The following is a 22,282-nucleotide window of genomic DNA, read 5'->3' as shown; positions in this document are numbered from 1 at the left end:
AACTATCAAAGTGTATACATTTAGAAGTGTATTCAAACACATAAAAAATATTTTACGCTAAATAAAAGCGATTGTACATGTATAAAAAATAGATGTCTTGATTATTTATAAGAAACCTATTCGTTATTGTATACAAAAGATAGGGATAAGAAAATGATAAAATTTTACCTAATTACAACATAATGCTTACGATAATTGCAGATAAAATACTAACGAGAGTAGCTCCATATAGTAATTTAAGGCCAAACCTCGCAACAACGTTTCCTTGTTCTTCGTTTAGTCCTTTTACCGCACCTGAAATAATACCAATGGAAGAAAAATTGGCAAAAGATACAAGGAAAACAGAAATAATACCAACTGTACGGGGAGAAAGGCTATTAGAAATTTTACTAAGGTCCATCATTGCGACAAATTCATTCGTTACAAGCTTCGTTGCCATAATGCTGCCAGCCGCGACAATTTCAGAACTGGGTACACCGATAAGGAATGCGATAGGTGCAAATACATAGCCGATTAATTGTTGGAACGTAATACCGAATATAATGAGGAACAGGTCATTAATACAACTAATTAATGCGACGAATCCGATGAGCATAGCGCCGACAACAATGGCTACACGAAAACCATCAAGAATGTATTCTCCAAGCATTTCAAAAAAGCTTTGTTTTTCACCTTTGATTTCTAAAATATCTTCGTCATCTTTAACGTCGTAAGGGTTAATGATGAGTATGATAATAAAACCGCTAAATAAATTGAGAACGAGTGCAGTTACTACATATTTAGGTTCAATCATTGTCATATAGGCACCTACGATAGACATAGATACGGTTGACATAGCAGAGGCACAAAGTGTATAAAGACGGTGTTTTGGAATTTGAGCTAATTGTTTTTTCACTGTAATAAAAACTTCTGATTGGCCGACAATGGCAGAGGCGATAGCGTTGTAAGATTCTAATTTACCAAGACCATTTATTTTACTAAGAAAGTACCCGATCCAACGAATAAAAAATGGTAATATTTTGAAATGTTGTAATATACCAATTAAAACAGAAATAAAGACGATTGGTAATAATACAGTAAGGAAAAATGGCATTTCACCTTTATTTGCAAGACCACCAAATACGAAATTTATTCCATCAGCAGCATACTCGAGTAGCTTGGTAAACAAACTGGAAATGATTCTAATAAGTATGAGGCCGATTTCTGTATTTAATAGTAAATAGGTTAAAATTAACTGTATAATAAGCATGATAAAAATTGGTTTAAATTTAATATGCTTCTTATTATTGCTAGCAATATAAGCGAGCAAGAAAACAACAATTAGTCCGACGAAAAAAGTAATGAATTTCATGGTAAGCCCCCTAAAAGAGATATTCTGCTATATATGTTTTTCATTTCAAGGGAGAATATGCATCTTTGGTAAAGAAAGGAATAGAGAGAGCATGAATATATGTAGAGTGCATCACGTTGCAATTATTTGTTCGAATTATGAGACGTCAAAGGATTTTTATACTAGGATATTAGGGTTTAAAGAGATAAATGAAGTATATAGAAAGGAACGAGATTCTTATAAATTAGATTTATGTGTAGGAGAAGAGTATCAAATCGAATTATTTTCATTTCCAAATCCGCCTGAGCGTAAAAGTTTTCCAGAAGCAGCCGGTCTTAGACATTTAGCATTTGCTGTTACAAATATAGAAGAAGCTGTGAAGCATTTAAACCAATGTGGTGTTGAGACGGAACCGATCCGTATTGATGAAATAACGGGGAAGAAATTCGTCTTTTTCCAAGATCCTGATGGTTTACCTTTAGAATTGTATGAGGTTTGAAAATTGGTGGATTTTATATAGAGTTGCTTTCCAATAATTGAAGAAACTAAAGTGAAACTTCTTTTTAAAAGGAGGTGTAACTTTAGCTAAGAAAGCTAAAGAGCATATGTGGATATTTTAAAATTATTGATGGTAGTCATTCTTATTGGGTTAACAGCATTTTTTGTGGCTGTTGAATTTGCAATTATTAAGGTACGTAGCAGTCGTATTGATCAACTCGTTAGCGAAAAAAGACGAGGTGCACTGGCAGCTAAAAAGGTAACTTCAAATTTAGATGAATATTTATCGGCCTGTCAGCTAGGTATTACAATTACTGCTTTAGGGCTTGGGTGGTTAGGGGAACCAACCATTAAACATTTACTCGAGCCGTTGTTTTTAAAATTAAAATTCTCACCTGCAATTTCCAGTACAGTTTCATTTATTATTGCCTTTGCAGTAATTACATTTTTACATGTTGTCATTGGGGAACTTGCTCCAAAGACATTTGCTATACAAAAAGCAGAACAAGTTAGCTTATTGTTATCGAAACCACTTATTTATTTTTACCGAGTTATGTATCCGTTTATTTGGGCTTTGAATGGTTCAGCGAGGGTTGTAACTGGTTTATTCGGATTACATCCAGCTTCTGAACATGAAGTAGCTCATTCAGAAGAAGAATTAAGGTTAATCTTATCTGAGAGCTATGAGAGCGGAGAGATTAACCAAAGGGAATTTAAATATGTAAATAATATTTTTGAATTTGATAATAGAGTAGCAAAAGAAATTATGGTACCTCGTACGGAAGTTGTAGGCTTATATGAGGACGAACCATTTGAAACACATATTAAAGTAATCGCGCAAGAAAAGTACACGAGATATCCTGTATTTGGTGAAGATAAAGATGAAATTATTGGGATGGTTAATGTAAAAGATTTATTTATTCGTTATATGGATGGTAATCGGGATGAGGAGTGCTCAATTATGCCATATACAAGGCCAGTTATTGAAGTGCTAGAAAATATTCCAATTCATGATTTACTATTACAAATGCAAAGAAAACACATTCCATTAGCTGTATTGTATGATGAATATGGTGGTACAGCTGGGATTGTTACACTAGAAGATATTTTAGAAGAAATTGTTGGAGAAATTCGAGATGAATACGATGAAGATGAGAATCCCCCTATAGAGCATATAAGTGAAGGTTATAAAATCGTAGAAGGAAAAGTGCTTATTAGTGAAGTAAATGATTTGCTTGGCATACATTTAATTGCTGATGATGTAGATACAATTGGTGGCTGGATTATGGTACAAAAACAAATCGTTGCTGAAGGAGATATTATTGAGAAACACGGTTTTTATTTTAAAGTCCTTGAAAAGGATATGCATCAAATTAAACGAGTGGAAATAAGGAAAGTAGAAGAATGATTTTCTATAAACTTTAATAAAAAGGATATACAGAAAAATAAATGTTTGCGCTTTCAAAAAAGGTGCTATATAGTGAAGGTGGATACTGAAAAATTCTTCTGAATGATACTCGTGTTTTTAGAGGGCGGATTTTTTGGATAAGGATTTAGAATGAAAAAGTATAGGTGATAAAAATGATAGCAACGAAGGATATACGTATAGAAAAAGATTTTTTAGGTGAAAAAGAAGTACCAAGTGCAGCTTATTATGGTGTACAAACATTACGTGCCGTAGAAAACTTCCCAATTACAGGATATCGCATTCATCCATCACTCATTACAGCAATGGCAATTGTGAAAAAAGCGGCGGCGCTTGCGAATATAGATACTGGTTACTTAGCTAAAGACATTGGACATGAAATTGCAGAAGCAGCGCAAGAAATTGTTGATGGAAAGTTTCATGATCAATTTATCGTGGATCCTATTCAAGGCGGAGCCGGAACTTCTATTAATATGAATACAAATGAAGTAATTGCGAATAGAGCGTTAGAACGTATGGGATATGAAAAAGGGGCGTATGCGAAAATTAGCCCAAACACTCATGTGAACATGGCCCAATCAACGAACGATGCGTTTCCAACAGGGATTCATATTGCAACTCTTATGATGTTAGAAAAGCTTCTTATTACAATGGAAGAACTTCATTCTGCTTTTCGTAAAAAAGCAAAAGAGTTTGATCACGTTATTAAAATGGGACGCACACATTTACAAGATGCAGTTCCAATTCGCCTTGGACAAGAATTTGAAGCGTATAGCCGAGTGCTTGCGCGTGATATAAAAAGAATTAAACAGTCTCGTCAGCATTTATATGAAGTGAATATGGGGGCGACAGCTGTTGGTACAGGATTGAATGCAAATCCTATGTATATTGAACAAGTGGTAAAACATTTAAGAACGTTTAGTGGATTCCCACTTGTTGGTGCAGAGCATTTAGTTGATGCAACGCAAAATACAGATGCATACACAGAAGTATCTGCAGCACTTAAAGTATGTATGATGAACATGTCTAAAATTGCAAACGATCTTCGTATTATGGCGTCTGGACCACGTGTTGGGTTAGCTGAAATTCAATTGCCAGCACGTCAGCCAGGTTCATCGATTATGCCAGGTAAAGTAAATCCAGTTATGGCAGAAGTGATTAACCAAGTCGCATTCCAAGTAATCGGAAACGATCATACAATTTGCTTAGCATCAGAAGCAGGACAATTAGAGTTAAACGTAATGGAGCCTGTGCTTGTATTTAATTTAATTCAATCTATTAGTATTATGAATAATGGATTCCGTGTATTCCGTGAATATTGTATTGAAGGAATTACGGCAAATGAAGAATTGCTGAAGCAATATGTTGAGAAAAGTGTTGGAATTATTACAGCAGTTAATCCTCATATTGGTTATGAAGTAGCATCTCGTATTGCACGTGAAGCAATTGAAACAGGGAAATCTGTTAGGGAGTTATGTTTAGAACATGGTGTACTGACAGAAGAGGAATTGGATATTATTTTAGATCCATTCGAAATGACTCACCCTGAAATTGCTGGAGCTTCTTTATTAAAAAATAAAAAAATGTAATGTGAAAAACACCGATCCACTTGGATCGGTGTTTTATTTTTAAAAGATATTAAATACAGCGTTTAATTGAAGTAAGCTAATAACAGCTAAGAAGATTAAACTGTATTTCATTGCTGTTTTAAATAGAGCAGATTCTTTACCAACTAGTCCAACTGCGGCACAAGCAACTGCTACAGATTGTGGTGAAACCATTTTTGCCATTGTACCACCTACTACGTTTAAGGCAACGAGTGTAGAAGGAACGATGTTTAACTGGTCTGCTGTTACTGCTTGAAGTGGTGCGAATAAAGAACCACTTGAAACTACTGAACCTGTAATGAATACGCCAATCCATCCTAAGATTGGAGAAAGAACTGGGAATGCATTACCAGTAGAAGAGAATGCAAGTCCAAGTGTAGATGACATACCAGAGTAGTTTTCTACGTAAGCTAAAGCGATAACGCTACAAATTGTATATACTGGAGCTTTTAATTCTTTCATTGTTTCAATCATTAATTCTTTAACCATTTTACCTTTTACGCGGTAAACGATAAGTGAAACGATAATTGCTAGTACAATCGCAGTAGTTGTAGAAGAGAATACATCAAATTTGAAAACAGCTGCGAAAGGTGTATCAGCTTTTGTAATTGGTGTAGTTTTCATAACAGCATTATGAAGACCAGGGAACTGAATGTTAAATACTAAGTTTGCTAACGCACCATCTGGAGCAAATAAAGCTTTAATCGGTTTTAAGTTAAAGATTGTTACAAATGCAGTTAAGAATACGAATGGAGACCAAGCGTATAAAATTTGATTGAATGTATGTGATACTTTAGTTTCTTGTTTTTCTTCTTTAGTAGAAGATTTTGGTTGCCAAACACGTAAGAATAATGCAAGAGCAATCATACTTACAACTGCTGCGAAAATATTAGTAAGTTCTGCACCTAAGAAGTAAGTCACAGCGAATTGAGTAATAGCGAAAGAAACACCACTTACAAGAATACCTTGCCAAGTTTCTTTAATACCTTTAATTCCATCGACCATTGAAACAAGTAAGAAAGGTAAAATAATACTAATGAAAGGTAAAATAAGAACAGTTTGACGACCAATAGTTAATGCGTCAAGTTGAGTTAATTGTGCTGGCACTGTAACTGGAATACCCATAGCACCCATAGCACCACCAGCAATATTAGCTACTAAACAAATACCTGCTGCTTTTAATGGATTAAAGCCCATACCTACAAGTAGTGCGGCTGTAATAGCAACTGGAACCCCTAGACCAGCTGCACCTTCTAAGAAAGCACCGAAAGAATAAGCGATTAATAATACTTGTAAACGTTGATCATTTGTAATGCTTGAAATACTATCGCGAATAATATTGAATTGCTCTGTTTTAACAGTTAATTTGTAAAGGAAAATTGCGGCGATAACGATAGTACAAATTGGATAAAATCCAGATAAAACACCGAATCCAGCAGATGCTACAGCTACTGTTGCTGGCATTTTATAAACAAATATTGCAAGGATAATAGCGACAATCACACTATAAAGACCAGCCATGTAACTTTTCATTTTGAATCCCATTAAACAAATGATGAAACAAAAGATTGGAAGTGCTGCGATTAGTGCAGATAACCAAATATTGTTTAATGGGTCATAAATTTGTGTCCAAGTACTCATAATAATGACAACTCCTATCTATTATATGTGAAGAAATTCACATTATTTGTGAAACTATTCACAATCAACTTACATGCTTAGTATATTCTCCTTCAACACTATTGTCAACGTAAAAAAGTATAATTATTCCATAATAGTGTTAAAAGAAAAGCTTTGTTCATAAAGTAGACAAAAAACACACTCAAATGAATTTAAGTGTGCTGTATAAACTATTTGCATATTATTTTACTTATTCAGATGGCGTGTTTCCTATAAGTGTATATTAGATGCCGTCTTTTATATCGAGTATAAAGTTTAATATATGCACCTATCTGTCCTATTTGATCTAGTGTGAGGGAGGATCGGTGAGTGGATTTAAATAGAAAGTTTTGCACAACAGTCCAACCGCTTGCAATACGAATAAAAAATTAGAAACAAATTTTTAATATCACATCATCTCTTTTTACTGAAAATTCCTTTTAGCGTAACAAAGAGGTTAATTATAGTTCAACTACATTACGATAGGTTATCAATTATAGACGGTATTTTACAATACCGTTACTGTGCGTTTCAATGAGGTGAAAATATAACAAAAAGCTTGATAAAACAACGTTTGCAAGCAAAGTATTCGTAGGCCATTATTTTGCTTTTTCGTTATATCATATAGTATAATATTCAAAATCAGCAAGGATTTTTTCCTGAATTTTTGCTGATAAAGATGGAAAAATTTTTCGGCTTTATAGGTTGATAAAGTTATGTCGTAACAGGAAATATAAGAACAGATATATAAATAAATAAAAAGAACATAAAAACGCAAATAAAAACGAAAATGAGGGGAACTTTATGAGCCAAAATCAATTCGAATGTCGTATTTCAGAAGAAGATGTACAAATGTTAAGAGCGTTAGCTCACCCACTTCGTCTACGTCTAGTAATGGAACTTATGCAAAGAGGAACATGTAATGTAACACAACTACAGGAAGTATTAGAAATTCCGCAATCAACGGTTTCACAACATTTAACGAAGTTAAAGCAAAATAAAGTAGTGCGCTTTGAAAGACGAGGATTAGAAGTGTATTATCAAATCCATAATGATAAAGTAAGTGCGGTAGTAAAAACATTATTTTCTTAAAATTTGAATATTATGGAAAAAGACGTATGGAATATACGTCTTTTTTTATTTGTCAGAAAGGTAGCGAGAGAGTAAATATTAGCATGTGAGGAAGAAATGACTATCAATCAACATGCTGCCTTACGGAATATATTCTAAAAGGAAAAGAAAAAATAGAAAGGAGTGTAGTAAGCAAAAGGAGGGACAGTAGTATGGATGTGAAACGTGTGAAACAAATTTTATCTTCTTCAAGTAGAATTGACGTTACATATGAGGGCGTACCAGTATGGATTGAGAGCTGTGATGAGCAGAAGGGGAGTGCTCAAGTGTATGATGTATCTAATCCTGGTGAGAGCGTTCATGTGGACGTGACAGCTTTAGAGGAGAAATAATAAAAAAGACGCTTCTCAATTGAGAAGCGTCTTTTTGTTATTCCATCATATGTGCAATTTTCTTAGAGAACATAAGAAGTACTAATCCCAGTACAATTACGATAATACCGATACTTGCGAATACTTCTAAATATCCTAAAGATTGAGTGAAAGCAGCTAATTGTCCTGCTAATAAGTTTGCGCAGCCAGTACCAGCTAACCATACACCCATTAATAATGATGCTAATTTAACAGGAGCGATTGCACTTACCATAGATAATCCGATAGGTGATAAGAATAACTCACCGATTGTATGGAACATGTAAGTGAATACAATGAATAGTAAGTTTGCCTTTATTGTAATATTACTTTCATCGCTACCAGTTTTTAATACAGCTAAAGTTAGAACTAGATATCCAATTCCTAGTAAAATCATACCTAATGCCATTTTTGTTGGGATTTTTAAATCACCATTTTTTGTTTTCGAAAGTTTAATCCATAATGCAGAAACTGGTAATGCTAATAAGATAATGAATAGTGGGTTTACAGATTGGAACCAAGGTGTTGGAATTGTAAATCCACCGATTGTACGATCTACGAACTTATCTGTGTAAAGTGTTAAAGAACTACCAGCTTGTTCAAATCCTGCCCAGAAGAATACTACGAAACAAGTTAAAATTAAAATTGCAGCAGTACGTTTTTTCTCTTGTGTTGTTAAAGGTTTTTTCTCAATTACTTTTGCATTTTTTTCTTTAGATTTTTTCCCTACAACAGTTGTTCCGATAGATCCTAAGTAACGAGGTGCTAATAAGTTAAAGGCAATCTGACCAATGATCATACCGATACAAGCTGTTAAGAATCCATATTTATAATCTGCGAAATAACCGCAAATGAATGGAGCAACAAAAGCCCCTAAGTTAATTCCCATGTAGAAGATAGTGAAGGCACTATCACGACGAGAATCGTTTTCGCTATATAATTGACCTAATAAAGTCGAAATATTTGGTTTGAAGAATCCATTACCAATAACTAATAATCCTAATCCTAAAAATAGTCCGGTTTTTGTGTTCATTGAAAATAGTACAAAGTTACCAAGTGCCATGATGATACCACCAATAGTAATGGCATGTCGCTTCGTAATGAAATGGTCAGTTAACCAACCACCGATAATCGGTGTGAAGTATACTAACATTGTGAAAATACCGTAAATTTGAACTGCAACTGCTTTATCAAATCCTAAACCGCCGCTTACTAAGCTCGTTGTTAAATAAAGAACTAATAAGCCACGCATTCCGTAATAACTAAATCTTTCCCATGCTTCTGTAAAGAACAACAAGTATAACCCTGGTGGATGTTTTTTTGGTGATTGTTGCTCTCCAGCTTTGTCTAATTTTAAAGCTGCATCCATTTTTGTTTCCCCCTAATCCTGTATAACGGATATTTATGTAATCATTTTAATTTACAAAATATTTAGAAGTCAATAGAATTATATGGAAATAGAAAGAAAATTTCTAAAAAAGTTCTATTTTTCTTCAACCGTTACTGTATTTTGCCCTGAAAACGAGATGATAAGCGCTTTCAAATGTAATAATTGAATTCTAAAAGAAAATAAAATAGTGATTAATCAGAAAATTTAGATTAAAATATTTATTCCGATATAGAGAAAATATATTCTATTTACTTTTATAATATAACATATTGGGAATAAAAATACAAAATGAAATAATGTGACACTTCAGTGAAATAGAAAATAGCCAGCACCATAGGAGGGTGCTGACTAGAGGTGTATTATTTAACAAAGCGCTTTTCGATGTCATCTAGTAATAGGTTAGCAGCAATTACACCGCCAGCTGTATTCCAAATAACATCGTCGACTTTGTATGCTTTACCATTCTTTACGGCATTTAAATTTTTAAATAGAGGATCGTTTATATATTCTTTTTCTAGTTCAGATCCTTTTTTCTCATTTCCTTTATCGAATGTGAAGTAGAATAATACGTCACCATCCATAGCAGAAATACGCTCTTTAGATACGTTACGCTCTGCAAAATCATCTTTGTTTTGATCTCCAGGACGTTTAAATCCAAGTTCTTTTAAAATAACACCAGAGAATGTATCGCCATGATAAATACGAACATCACCAGGCATGAAACGAACCATAGAGATTTCTTGATTTACTTTATCGCCAAGTTTGCCTTTTAAATCTTTCATACGTGATTCGTAATCAGCTACAACTTTTTGACCTTCTTTTTCTTTATTTAATGCTTTTGCATAAAATTTGAAGTTATCTTTCCATTCACCACGTAATGTTTCTGAGAACACAGTAGGTGCAATTGCTTTTAATTGTTCGTACACTTTTTCGTGGCGCATTTTGTTACCGATAATTAAGTCTGGTTTTAAAGAAGCGATTGTTTCAACGTTAACTTGTCCTTCATCACCAACAACTTTTACATCTTTCATTTTATCCTTAATATGTGGATACCATGGGTCACCAGTCCAAGACTTTACAGCACCAACTGGTTTCACACCTAATTCAAGTAAAGCTTCAGTTCCTTCATTTGTTAAGATAACTACACGTTTTGGATTAGCAGGAACTTCTGTTTTACCCATTGCATGTTCTACAGTAACCACTTCTTTTTTATTATCTTCTTTTGTAGATTCTTCTTTGTTATTTGATTTTCCACAAGCGCTTAAAAGCATTGAAAATGCTAGTAAAAATACAAATACTGTAAACGATTTCTTCCGCATGAAATTCATTATGTACCCCCTATATGTTGAGAATATTTTTCAATAGCAAGCATGATATTAAGCCTTTATCTTTTGATTGTCAATACATATGGGTGAAAATAATTCTCATTTCCGTTGACAATGAGAATTAAGTTGAAATACACTAACAACGTATCATTATACATTGAAGGGGAAACGCTGCATGTTATTAAAAACAAATCGAGCAAAATGGATTGGATTATTTGTTGGAATCATTGCAGTCGTTATTTGTATTTGGGGAAGTATTATTTTCGGATATACAAATACGAGTTGGAAACTAGCATTGGATGCTTTTTTCCATTTTAACGGTTCCAATGAACATATTATTATTCAAAATGTACGTCTGCCTAGGGCGTTAATTGCAGCTAGTGTTGGTGCTAGTTTAGCCATTGCTGGTTGTCTTATGCAAACTTTAACTAAGAATCCACTTGCTTCTCCAGATTTTATTGGATTAAATTCAGGTGCTGCGTTCTTTATAGTTGTAGCAATTGTAATCTTTTCAGTAACATCATTATCAGCTTTCACATGGATTGCCTTTTTAGGAGCGGCGGTTGCAGCTGTACTTGTATTTGCTTCTAGTTCTTTAGGAAAAGAAGGGACTACTCCTCTTAAGTTAACGTTAGCAGGGGTCGCAATTAGTGCATTATTTTCATCATTAACACAAGGATTACTTGTGTTAAATGAAAAAGCACTTGAAGAGGTATTATTTTGGCTTGCTGGATCTGTGCAAGGGAGAAAGTTAGAAATTTTACAATCTGTATTCCCATATTTATTAATAGGATGGATTGCATCTCTTATGATGGCAGGGAAAGTAAATACATTGATGATGGGAGAAGACGTCGCGAAAGGACTTGGACAACGAACAATTTTAATGAAATCATTCGTGTTACTTATTATTGTACTGTTGTCTGGTGGTTCAGTTGCGGTTGCTGGCCCAATTGGATTTATTGGAATTATTACTCCGCATTTTGCGAGATTTCTTGTTGGAGTTGACCACAGATGGAGAGTGCCTTATAGCGGATTGTTAGGTGCAATACTACTAATATTGGCTGATATAGCAGCAAGATATGTCATTATGCCACAAGAAGTACCAGTAGGAGTTATGACAGCATTTATTGGAGCTCCATTCTTTATTTATATTGCACGTAAGAGAGGGCTTAGCAAATGAAGAAATATATTCCGTTTCGTATAGGAAAAGGTGAGCTCTCGTTTTTAATGTATAAACGAGCTTGTCTCGTCTTGTTAAGTTTACTAGTTGTTTTAATAGGATTATTCTTTGCGAGCGCAGGTATGGGAGACATGAAAATTGCTCCTTATGACGTATGGCAAGCAATTACCGGAAATGGCGATGCAATGTCAAATATGGTTGTAAATAAGTTTCGTATGCCACGTATTTTAATTGCTATCCTCGTAGGAATTGCGCTTGCGGTAGCGGGCTGTATTTTACAAGGGCTCGTTCGAAATCCACTTGCTTCTCCTGATATCATCGGGATTACGGGCGGGGCAAGTGTCGCAGTTGTATTATTTTTAGCGCTATTTAGTGATAAAAATAATGCGCTAACTGTAAGCATTCATTATATGCCGTTAGCAGCTTTTGCAGGAGCAACGATTGTAGCGGTTTTTGTATACTTATTTGCATGGAAAAATGATGGATTATCACCAATTATTCTCGTTTTAATTGGTGTTGGATTTTGGGCATTAACGAAGGCGGCAACAACATTATTTATGTTGTTAGCACCAATTTATCAAGCGAGCCAAGCGAATGTATGGATTACGGGTACCGTTTATGGCTCTTCTTGGCAAAATGTTATGGTACTTGCACCGTGGGTTCTCATTTTAACAGTAATATCATTTATAGCTGCTAGACATTTAAATGCGCAAGAGCTAGGGGATGATATTGCGGTAGGACTTGGTGTTCCTTTAACGAAGTCACGCGTATTCATGTTATTACTTAGTACGGCTTTAATTGGGGGAGCAGTTGCCTTCGCCGGAGGGATTGGATTTGTCGGTTTAATGGCACCTCATATTTCACGAAGGCTAGTTGGTTCTTTATACGGTGCATTGCTCCCAGTTGCAGCTATTGTCGGTGCAATTCTAGTACTTGCTGCAGATTTAATAGGGCGTACAATTTTCACACCACTTGAAATTCCAGCAGGGGTATTTACATCAGCAATTGGTGCACCTTATTTTATTTATTTACTTTATAAAAGTCGGAATTCATAAAGGGAGATGAATATGCAAAAAGCATTGGAGACGAAACGCTTGACGTTGTCTTATGGTGAAACAATTATTATTGATGAGTTGAATTTAGAAATTCCAAAAGGTGAAATTACAATCTTTATCGGTTCCAACGGTTGCGGGAAATCAACTTTATTACGTTCACTAGCTAGATTATTAAAGCCAACAACTGGTGACATTTTGTTAGATAATCAAGCTATTCAAAGTATGCAAACGAAGCAAATTGCTCGTCAAATGGCAATTTTACCGCAAGGACCGCAAGCACCAGAAGGGCTTACAGTATTGCAACTTGTAAAACAAGGACGCTATCCATATCAAACATGGCTGAAACAGTGGTCAGAAAAAGATGAGGAAATGGTACAGAAGGCACTTGCAGCAACAGGTATGACAGAATTTGCTGAGCGTGATGTGCATGCTCTTTCAGGTGGGCAGCGTCAACGTGCTTGGATCGCAATGACACTTGCACAAGATACAGATATCATTTTACTGGATGAGCCAACTACATACTTAGATATGACTCACCAAATTGAAGTGCTAGATTTATTATTCGAATTAAATGAAACAGAACAAAGAACAATTGTTATGGTATTACATGATCTGAATTTAGCATGCCGCTATGCAGATAACATTGTAGCAATTCAAGATAAACAAATATATGCACAAGGTAAACCTGAAGAAGTGGTAGATGAGAAACTAGTACGTGATGTATTCCGAATGGAGTGTCAAATTAGTACGGATCCGTTGTTTGGAACACCGCTTTGTATCCCTCACGGAAGAGGAAGACGTGTAGTTAAAGAAGTTGCTCAGGCAATGAGATAAAAAAACGATGAGTGATTCATCGTTTTTTTTATTTGGTACAAGAAAATAAGAGGAAGAGAGGAATACGTAAGCGACGTTTATACTCTTCTTCATCTTGAAAATAGGTTGGATTTGGTGTAGCTTCTTTTAATGATGTAATGGTAAATCCGGCTTGCTGTAATAATGTGAAATACTCTTCCGTTGTACGATGATATTTAATAACTTCTTGGTCAATCCATGGTTCAACCCGTTTGCCTAGTTTAAAGTAATCATCGACGAGCCAAATCGTTCTTTTACCACTTGTTTGTAAGCTTTCAAATGAAGAAGTAATAACGGGATGTTGAACGCTAAAGGTAAAGGTGCCATTTGTTTTTAAAGTTTGAAATACATTTTGAAAAATAGTATCAAGATGTTCAATATAATGTAAGGCGAGTCTAGATGTTACTAAATCAAAAGTGGAAGAGGGGTAGGTATAATCTTTGAGGTTTAAAAAATGAACAGATCCATTTTTATTTTCTAGTTGTTTTTTAGCTTTTTCATACATAAGTTCGGAGCCTTCAATGCCGGTATAAGAGTAGCATCCCTTCTCTAATAATTCCGCACCAAACTTAGCATCACCACAGCCTAAATCGAGAATTTGTTTTCCTTGTACATGACCAATGAGCTGAAAGAATACTGGTTTTTCAATGGATTCATTTGGGCTATTTTCTCGGTATCTTCGTTTCATATATTGTTCGAAAAATGCTGTGTTATTGTATACATCAGATTCTGTAAATGCCATGTTTGAAACCTCCCGAAATATTTTTTTAATTCTATCAAATATGAAAAGTAAATGATAGATTTATTGTAATGAATCATATATAATCTAGAATTGTAAGCGGTTACTTTAAACTATTTTTCTATAATAAATTCTGAAAACGTGTTAAGCTAGTAGAGGGATTATTAGAACTATTAAGACAATAATCCGCTTACATGAACGATGGGAGGCTTCACGATGTCTAGTAAAACACTTGCGAAATTTTTAGAAGAAAATTTAGAGGATTTAAAATCAAAGGGGCTTTATAACGTAATTGATCCGCTTGAGAGTTCAAATGGACCGATCATTACAATTGGCGGAAAAGAATATATTAACTTATCTTCAAACAACTATCTGGGATTAGCAACAGATAGCCGTTTGCAAGAAGCAGCAATTGGTGCTATTCATAAGTACGGTGTTGGAGCAGGGGCTGTTCGTACAATTAACGGTACTTTAGATTTGCATATTAAGTTAGAAGAAACAATTGCAAAGTTTAAACATACAGAAGCAGCAATTGCTTATCAATCAGGATTTAACTGTAATATGGCAGCGATTTCAGCTGTTATGGATAAAAATGATGCGATTCTTTCAGACGAATTAAATCATGCATCTATTATTGACGGTAGTCGTTTATCAAAAGCAAAAATTATTGTTTATAAACATTCTGATATGGAAGATTTACGCCAAAAAGCAATCGCGGCGAAAGAATCAGGTCTTTACAATAAATTAATGGTAATTACAGATGGTGTCTTTTCGATGGATGGAGATGTTGCAAAACTACCAGAAATTGTTGAGATTGCAGAAGAGTTAGATTTAATGACATACGTAGATGATGCACACGGTTCAGGTGTACTTGGAAAAGGTGCAGGAACTGTAAAGCACTTCGGTCTTTCTGATAAAGTTGATTTCCAAATTGGTACATTATCAAAAGCAATTGGGGTAATTGGTGGATATGTAGCAGGGAAACAAAACTTAATTGACTGGTTAAAAGTTCGTTCACGTCCATTCTTATTCTCTACAGCATTAACACCAGCTGATGCAGCAGCTTGCATGAGATCAATTGAAATCTTAATGGAAAGCACAGAGTTACACGATCGCTTATGGGAAAATGGCCGCTACTTGAAACAAGGATTAAAAGAACTTGGCTTTAACATTGGGGAAAGTGAAACGCCAATTACACCTTGTATCATTGGGGACGAAGTATTAACACAAGAATTTAGTAAACGTCTAAATGAAGAAGGTGTATACGCAAAATCTATCGTGTTCCCAACTGTAGCAAAAGGAACAGGGCGCGTTCGTAATATGCCTACAGCAGCTCATACGAAAGAAATGTTAGATGAAGCAATTCTTAAGTATGAAAAAGTAGGAAAAGAAATGGGCATCATTTAAGTAACGACATCTTTTGAATAGCTTGCAAATGAGGAGTGGGGAAAATGAAAAAAATTCTAGTAACCGGTTCTTTAGGGCAAATTGGTTCTGAACTAGTAATGAAACTTCGTGATGTATACGGCGCATCAAATGTTATTGCAACAGATATTCGTGAAACAGATAGTGAAGTAGTAACGTCTGGTCCATTTGAAACGTTAGATGTAACAGATGGACAAAAACTACATGATATCGCAAAGCGTAATGAAGTAGATACAATTATTCATTTAGCAGCTTTACTTTCAGCAACAGCAGAAAAAAATCCGTTATTTGCATGGAATTTAAATATGGGTGGACTTGTAAATGCTCTAGAAGCAGCTCGTGAATTAAACTGTAAGTTCTTCACGCCAAGTTCTATCGGTGCATTTGGTCCATCAACGCCAAAAGATAATACACCGCAAGATACAATTCAGCGTCCTACTACGATGTATGGGGTAAACAAAGTGGCAGGAGAATTACTGTGTGATTATTATCATCAAAAATTTGGCGTAGATACGCGCGGTGTCCGTTTCCCAGGTTTAATTTCTTACGTAGCGCCTCCAGGAGGCGGAACGACTGATTATGCAGTTGAAATTTATTATGAGGCGATTAAAAAAGGTGCATACACCTCATACATTGCTGAAGGAACATATATGGACATGATGTATATGCCTGATGCTTTACAAGCGATCATTTCATTAATGGAAGCTGATCCAAGTAAGCTAGTGCATAGAAATGCATTTAACATTACAGCAATGAGCTTCGAGCCAGAGCAAATTGCAGCGTCAATTCGTAAACACATTCCGACGTTTACAATGGATTATGCAGTAGATCCAGCTCGTCAAACAATCGCTGATAGCTGGCCAAACTCTATTGATGCAACAGCAGCAATGAAAGAGTGGGGCTTTAAAGCAGAATACGATTTAGACAAAATGACAACTGACATGCTGGCTAAGTTAAAAAAAAAGCTCACAGCTGAGTTAGTGATGAATTAATAGGAAGAGTCGATTCTTAGGAATCGGCTCTTCCTCATTTTTGGAAGGAGAGAAGTCTTATGCAAAGAGTTGATGTCGTATATGCACTAATACATGACGAAGAAACAGATAAAATATTAATGGTACATAATGTAGAACAAAACGTTTGGTCATTGCCAGGTGGGGCTGTGGAAAAAGGTGAAATATTAGAGGAAGCACTAATAAGAGAAGTGAAAGAAGAGACAGGTTTAACTGCTACGTTAGGTGGACTTGTTGCGATCAATGAAAAATTCTTTGAAGAATCAGGGAATCATGCGCTATTCTTTACATTCCGAGCGAATGTAGAAAAAGGTGAACTTATTGCGGAAGATGAAGGTGAAATTTCTGCAGTAGAGTGGGTGGATCGAACAATTGCGAATGAGCGCTTCCCCTACTATGACGGAGGATTTGAATATTTGTTAGAAGTAGCCATTCCATACAAGTTTCAACCAGAAACAAAGTAATTGAACGAAAAAACAGGAGCCACAAGGCTCCTATTTTCTATTCAATCGTCTTCAGTAATAATTTTTTCAGTAATGGTTTAATCTTCAGTCGTAAATCTTCAGCGTGATTTGCAACTAAGAAGTGATGGTTATAAATGTTTTTCATCAATTGATAAGTTGCTTCTTTCGCTTCGCCTTCTTCGATGAAGATACCGATTACTTCCATACCACTTTTACGCGCGAGTTTAACAGCTTCATGCGTATCTAAAATTCCGTCTTGTTGATAGTCTAGCGCAGAAGGCTCACCGTCTGTGAAGACTAGTAAGAATTTATGTTTCACAGGTCTTTTGGCAAGCTTTTCAGAAACGATACGAATAATATATCCGTCGCGGTTATCTTCTTCTTCACGAAGTTGCATAATTTCTGGACCAACGTTTGGTAACGTTGAGTTTTTATAATTTACAACTTCATGGATAACGTTCGGCTTATCTTCAGGTTTAGCGCTAGAGGCATCTTCCCAAAATCCGCTAATAGCGTGCGGGATTTTTAAAGATTTTAAAGCTTCATGGAATAGTACAACACTCTTCTTCGTTTCTTCCATTTTGTTATACATAGAACCAGAACAGTCAACTAATAGTTGGAATGCAACGTCGAGCTCTTGTGATTCTTGCCCTTTTTTATAAAACATGCGAGGCTGCTTTTCAGTATAAATACGAAGGAATTTCTTACGAAGTCTTCCGTAATATTTATCACTATTTGCATTCGTTTTATTTTCAATCGTTTTTTCGATAATTTTCTTTAATTCTTTTACATCTTTATTAACGACTGATTTGAAAGCTTGGTAATCCTTTTTCTCATCAGGATTTGGTTTACGTGCTTCTTTAAATGTATGAGAAGCGCCAGTGTTATATTTACCATATGCACCATCATTTTGACTAGAAGCGTGTGAAGCCCTTGCTTCTTCTGTATCAGCGCCATCAAAGTTGGATTGTGTACTTTTTTGAGAAGTACCTTGTACAGAACCAAGTGCTTGGTCGCCATCTTCTGATTCACGAGCAGTATCGCCCATCATGTTTGTTTTTGTTCCGCTTTCTAATTCAAAGCGTAAAAAGTTCTCGTTTTCGTTATTTTTATTTTCACGATGCCATGTGGAGAAACTTTCATCCATTTTGTTTTTATTTTCATCGTCATCTATAAGCTGCGTATCATCATTTGCTAAATCTTCGACGCGACAGTTCTTTTCGTCTGCAAGAACAGATAAATAAAGCGGTGCATGTCCGAAATAGTTGTTAAGCATATCACTTTCAAGAAGCTCCTCTAAGCGGTAGCGAATTTTCTCAACGATATACATAATATCTTCCGTATTACGAGCTTGGAATGTTTCATGCAAAATAGCTTCAATTTGTTCGAAATATTCATTATTAAACATTTCATATTTATCGCTCGTTAATGAAAGATAGCATAGGCAAAATAGACGATCACCGTGATAGTTACGAACGCGATTGATTTCATTTTGTGAGCTAAAGTAATTGCGATACATTTCTTTTCTTCTTTTAAAAACATGCTTCGTGCCAGGACGTAAGTTCTTTACAATTTCCTCAACGCGTAAATCTTCTAATAGAACAAATAATTGTGTTAAAAACTTTTTTAGGGGCGATTCTTGCAATTCAATCGCATAAGAACGAATTAAAGTCATGTCCGAGTAATGTTTATTACCAAGTGCTTTTAAGAACACTTCGCTTTTTAATCCGATTACTGTATCTTCTTCTTTTCGATCATCCCAAAAGTGACTAATGACAACTTTCTTTTCAATTTCGTCGTAGTATGCTTTATAGCCATATTCAAGATAGGCATCGTCTTCTTTTAGAAGGGCATACATTAAGTTTTCCATTTGTAGAAACAGCGACGCATCAATTTTTTTGTCACTAAAAATTTGTCTCATAAATTATCCCTCAAAGAAATAACTTTCTGCTAATTCACGGACAGTCATTTGTTCTGTTTCATCATTAAGTTTTGCAATTATGCTTCGTTCAATCGCTCGCATAACAGGAATATATACACCTAAATCACATGCGTCGATAATACCACGAATACTTGCTGCTTCTTCACTTACACGTCCATCGCGAGCTAAAGGCATAAGGTCGCTTGCAAATGCAACAAACTTTTCAATTGTTGCAACATCATTTAATTTTGATTCTGCTAATAATAGTTCTTTTAATGTATCACCTTGAATGTAAGGAACTTCAATAATAACGAAACGGTTTTTTAACGCTTCATTTAGTTCACTTGTTCCAACGTAACCTTCGTTAATCGCAGCAATTACACGGTATTCTTCATCACCGTATACAACCTCTTGTGTAAATGGGTTTGTAATCATTTTACGGTAATCTAATGCGCCGTGAAGAAGTGGTAACGTTTCAGGTTTTGCCATATTGATTTCGTCAATATATAGGAAGTGACCGTTCTTCATTGCTTTCATAAGAGGACCGTTAACGAATGAAACTTCAGATGCACCATCTTTCGTTTGTAGTGTGTTGTATCCTAAAATACCCTCTACATCTAAGTCGACAGAGCAGTTAATGCTATGCATTGGTTTTTGGAATAAAGAAGAAAGAGTTTCCGCTAGTACTGTTTTACCACTACCAGTCGGTCCTTTTAATAGAATATTCTTGCCAAGAAGAAGTGCTGTAATCGCATCTTCAATAATGCTATTATCAGACGCTTTATATATTTTCGTTCCCATTAAATGTGCATTTTCACCAGCTTCTTGCTTATTCTTTTCATGAATCGTAGAAAGCTGTTGTTTTAAATCAGCATGTATATGAAATTGTTCTAACATGTATTTCCCACCTAACATTATTTTCATAAAGTAATACATCTTATGATAACTTGTTTTAATATGGTATGCAAAGAAAAGGAAGGAGGATAAAGGGAAAAGAAAAAGCAATCAAGATGAAGTTGATTGCCTACAGTAAAGGAGAAATGAGCCTCATGAAAGACTCCAATATGCGTTTTTTTATACTTCTTTTTTGGAAAGAGTTCCATTTAATTTCAGTTGAATGTTTAAAATCTTCTTCAAAATCACGTTTAATGTCGTGAACTGTTTTTGATTCATAAAGCACGCTAATAATTTCGTAATTCAATTCAAAGCTACGTACATCCATGTTCGCTGTTCCAATAGTTGCAATTGTATCATCAACGAGTACAATTTTTGCATGCATAAAACCATCTTTATAACTGTAAATAGAAGCACCAGCTTTTAAAAGCGGAGTGAAATAGGATTGAGATGCTTGATCACTAATGATGCTATCACTTTTACCTGGATATAAAATCCGTACATCTATTCCGGCAATTGCACTTAAGCGTAATAATGTTAAAGTTTCTTGATCTGGAATAAAGTAGGGTGTAGCGATCCAAATGGATTTTTTTGCAGAGCCCATAACAGCTAATAATGTATTACGAATACTTTTATCATCGGAGCTTGGTCCGCTTGCTACGATTTGAACAGCACCTTCTGCATTTGAAATCTCTTTACCTGGGAAGTATTGTCTATTCATGAATTGATCCCAGGAATAAGTATTTAAACCACTAGAGGCATAGAGCCAGTCTTCTAGAAAGATTGCTTGTAATTTATATAATGCTTTTCCTTCTATTTTTAAATGACTATCACGCCAAACAGGAAATTTCTTGGAACGGCCAAGATATTCATCACCGACATTGAGTCCTCCGGTAAAACCAATTTCGCCATCTACAATAACAATTTTTCGATGGTTACGATAATTGACAGTTTCAAGTAACCAAGCTGAAAAAATAGGGTCAAATTCTACAATTTCAATCCCAGCTTCTTTCATAGGTTGTAAAAATCGTCTTCTTAACGTATTACTTCCAAGGCCATCATAAAGGAAGCGTACAATAACACCATCTTTTGCTTTTTGTATTAAAGCATCTCGAACTTTTGTACCAATTTCATCAGATTTATAAATGTAGTATTGAATATGTATATGATGTTTTGCTTGCTCTATAGCTCGCAAAATTTCTGAAAATGTTTGATCTCCGTTTGTTAAAAGTTTTGTAGTTGTTCTATCTGCGGCAGGACCGCCTCCAAATTTTTGTATGACTTCTGTTAAATGTATGGAACGTTCATTTAGTGGGACTGTGAGTAATAACTCTAGTCTTCTTCCTTCTAATATTTCACGGAATAATTTTCTTTGTTCTTCTGAACGATGGAGATGTTTTTTTCTTCTCCAGCGGCTGCGTCCGAAAATAGCGTATAAAAGCACACCTATAATAGGAAGAAGTGCTAATACTAAAAACCATGCTAATGTACTTTGTGGAGATCTATTTTCTATAAAAATAACGAATGAAATTCCTACGATTGTGATGGACCATAGAGCACCGACAAATGTATATAACGAGATATACGATGTATTTAATAGGAACAGAACGATAGATACAATTGTAAATATTAATAGTAATTGAACGATAGGCTTCTTCATTTCTATATAATTCCCCTAATCTTTTTTCAATATAGACTTCTTAAATAGAAGATGTAATATGACATCTTTATTATAAGGTGTTTTGCTTTTTTTACAAAATATAGACATTTCACCTATACTTTCCGCATTTGTCCTACATACAGTGTACTATCCCATTTTTTATCCCACTCTTAACGCATATGAAAATGAAAAAATCGAAAAGGAGCGGAGAAACATGAATTATATAGAAAATAATGGATTGTATTATCGAAATCATCATGGAGGACACAATCATGGTGGGCACAATCATAACGGTGGACATCATCACCATGGAGGACACAATCACTATGATCACCATCATCATCACGGAGGCGGATGGGGCTGGGG

19 protein-coding genes and 1 pseudogene are annotated in these 22,282 nt (G+C 35.1%); 12 read left to right on the top strand and 8 right to left on the bottom strand.

From position 1 onward, the window contains the following. Positions 1-172 precede the first annotated feature (172 nt). Positions 173-1,351 carry a NupC/NupG family nucleoside CNT transporter gene (locus DN401_RS10805; RefSeq protein WP_000668866.1) on the bottom strand — a complete coding sequence of 393 codons (1,179 nt, stop codon included), beginning with the start codon at positions 1,349-1,351 and terminating at the stop codon, positions 173-175. Between the two features lie 91 nt (positions 1,352-1,442). On the opposite strand from DN401_RS10805, the gene gloA2 reads away from it, so the two are divergent. From gloA2 to aspA, 3 genes are all read left to right on the top strand, one after another. After that, complete coding sequence (gloA2, locus tag DN401_RS10800) at positions 1,443-1,829, top strand: SMU1112c/YaeR family gloxylase I-like metalloprotein (RefSeq protein WP_001017675.1); 387 nt, start codon at positions 1,443-1,445, stop codon at positions 1,827-1,829. A gap of 108 nt (positions 1,830-1,937) precedes the next feature. After that, positions 1,938-3,236, top strand: a complete 1,299-nt coding sequence (locus tag DN401_RS10795; protein ID WP_000353313.1) for a hemolysin family protein — start codon at positions 1,938-1,940, stop codon at positions 3,234-3,236. A 173-nt stretch (positions 3,237-3,409) separates the two neighbouring features. Then, positions 3,410-4,843 carry an aspartate ammonia-lyase gene (aspA, locus tag DN401_RS10790; RefSeq protein ID WP_000562128.1) on the top strand — a complete coding sequence of 478 codons (1,434 nt, stop codon included), beginning with the start codon at positions 3,410-3,412 and terminating at the stop codon, positions 4,841-4,843. Positions 4,844-4,882: 39 nt separating this feature from the next. Here aspA and DN401_RS10785 read toward each other — a convergent pair whose 3' ends face one another. After that, on the bottom strand, positions 4,883-6,502 hold the full coding sequence (locus DN401_RS10785; RefSeq protein WP_000109096.1) for an L-lactate permease: 1,620 nt from the start codon (positions 6,500-6,502) through the stop codon (positions 4,883-4,885). Positions 6,503-7,324: 822 nt separating this feature from the next. On the opposite strand from DN401_RS10785, the gene DN401_RS10780 reads away from it, so the two are divergent. Both DN401_RS10780 and DN401_RS10775 read left to right on the top strand, forming a co-directional pair. After that, the gene (locus tag DN401_RS10780) at positions 7,325-7,612 is read left to right on the top strand and encodes an ArsR/SmtB family transcription factor (protein ID WP_000081428.1); all 288 of its coding nucleotides are present in this window, start codon (positions 7,325-7,327) and stop codon (positions 7,610-7,612) included. 191 nt (positions 7,613-7,803) lie between these two features. Further along, on the top strand, positions 7,804-7,983 hold the full coding sequence (locus tag DN401_RS10775; RefSeq protein ID WP_000382679.1) for an acid-soluble spore protein H: 180 nt from the start codon (positions 7,804-7,806) through the stop codon (positions 7,981-7,983). A gap of 37 nt (positions 7,984-8,020) precedes the next feature. Here DN401_RS10775 and DN401_RS10770 read toward each other — a convergent pair whose 3' ends face one another. After that, positions 8,021-9,370 carry a peptide MFS transporter gene (locus DN401_RS10770; protein ID WP_000338317.1) on the bottom strand — a complete coding sequence of 450 codons (1,350 nt, stop codon included), beginning with the start codon at positions 9,368-9,370 and terminating at the stop codon, positions 8,021-8,023. Between the two features lie 380 nt (positions 9,371-9,750). Continuing rightward, on the bottom strand, positions 9,751-10,719 hold the full coding sequence (locus DN401_RS10765) for an ABC transporter substrate-binding protein (protein WP_001010276.1): 969 nt from the start codon (positions 10,717-10,719) through the stop codon (positions 9,751-9,753). A gap of 172 nt (positions 10,720-10,891) precedes the next feature. Between DN401_RS10765 and DN401_RS10760 the strand changes: the two genes are divergently transcribed. Genes DN401_RS10760 through DN401_RS10750 form a run of 3 tightly spaced genes read left to right on the top strand, consistent with a single transcriptional unit; the run spans position 10,892 to position 13,785 of the window. Next, a complete protein-coding gene (locus DN401_RS10760; RefSeq protein WP_000925232.1) occupies positions 10,892-11,896 on the top strand; it encodes a FecCD family ABC transporter permease in 1,005 nt (334 codons plus the stop codon). Beyond that, positions 11,893-12,951 carry a FecCD family ABC transporter permease gene (locus DN401_RS10755; protein WP_000760056.1) on the top strand — a complete coding sequence of 353 codons (1,059 nt, stop codon included), beginning with the start codon at positions 11,893-11,895 and terminating at the stop codon, positions 12,949-12,951. The genes DN401_RS10760 and DN401_RS10755 overlap by 4 nt, the downstream gene beginning before the upstream one ends. 12 nt (positions 12,952-12,963) lie before the next feature. Next, complete coding sequence (locus DN401_RS10750) at positions 12,964-13,785, top strand: ABC transporter ATP-binding protein (RefSeq protein WP_001167962.1); 822 nt, start codon at positions 12,964-12,966, stop codon at positions 13,783-13,785. 28 nt (positions 13,786-13,813) lie between these two features. Here the strand turns inward: DN401_RS10750 and DN401_RS10745 are convergent, their stop codons facing one another. After that, on the bottom strand, positions 13,814-14,545 hold the full coding sequence (locus DN401_RS10745) for a class I SAM-dependent DNA methyltransferase (protein ID WP_000885971.1): 732 nt from the start codon (positions 14,543-14,545) through the stop codon (positions 13,814-13,816). A gap of 213 nt (positions 14,546-14,758) precedes the next feature. Here DN401_RS10745 and DN401_RS10740 point away from each other — a divergent pair, with 213 nt between their 5' ends. From DN401_RS10740 to DN401_RS10730, 3 genes are read left to right on the top strand one after another with little or no spacing between them, the layout of a single operon-like run. Beyond that, the gene (locus DN401_RS10740) at positions 14,759-15,949 is read left to right on the top strand and encodes a glycine C-acetyltransferase (protein WP_000095905.1); all 1,191 of its coding nucleotides are present in this window, start codon (positions 14,759-14,761) and stop codon (positions 15,947-15,949) included. 44 nt (positions 15,950-15,993) lie between these two features. Then, complete coding sequence (locus tag DN401_RS10735; protein WP_000723125.1) at positions 15,994-16,959, top strand: L-threonine 3-dehydrogenase; 966 nt, start codon at positions 15,994-15,996, stop codon at positions 16,957-16,959. A gap of 59 nt (positions 16,960-17,018) precedes the next feature. Then, complete coding sequence (locus tag DN401_RS10730; protein ID WP_001189941.1) at positions 17,019-17,441, top strand: NUDIX hydrolase; 423 nt, start codon at positions 17,019-17,021, stop codon at positions 17,439-17,441. A 37-nt stretch (positions 17,442-17,478) separates the two neighbouring features. Here the strand turns inward: DN401_RS10730 and DN401_RS10725 are convergent, their stop codons facing one another. The 3 genes from DN401_RS10725 to DN401_RS10715 all read right to left on the bottom strand — a co-directional run bounded on the left by DN401_RS10725 (position 17,479) and on the right by DN401_RS10715 (position 21,916). Continuing rightward, the gene (locus DN401_RS10725; RefSeq protein ID WP_149287673.1) at positions 17,479-19,362 is read right to left on the bottom strand and encodes a vWA domain-containing protein; all 1,884 of its coding nucleotides are present in this window, start codon (positions 19,360-19,362) and stop codon (positions 17,479-17,481) included. A 3-nt stretch (positions 19,363-19,365) separates the two neighbouring features. Further along, positions 19,366-20,259 (bottom strand): ATP-binding protein, encoded by an 894-nt coding sequence (locus DN401_RS10720; protein WP_149287672.1) that lies wholly within the window; start codon positions 20,257-20,259, stop codon positions 19,366-19,368. 127 nt (positions 20,260-20,386) lie between these two features. Then, positions 20,387-21,916, bottom strand: a complete 1,530-nt coding sequence (locus tag DN401_RS10715; RefSeq protein ID WP_000743034.1) for a cardiolipin synthase — start codon at positions 21,914-21,916, stop codon at positions 20,387-20,389. A 214-nt stretch (positions 21,917-22,130) separates the two neighbouring features. Between DN401_RS10715 and DN401_RS10710 the strand changes: the two are divergent. Continuing rightward, a pseudogene (locus DN401_RS10710) lies at positions 22,131-22,282 on the top strand (cobalt transporter); the annotation flags it as partial.

It is taken from the genome of Bacillus sp. BF2-3 (assembly GCF_008368795.1).
Classification (GTDB): Bacteria; Bacillota; Bacilli; order Bacillales; family Bacillaceae_G; genus Bacillus_A; species Bacillus_A cereus.
This window is presented reverse-complemented; position numbering and strand designations above follow the sequence as displayed.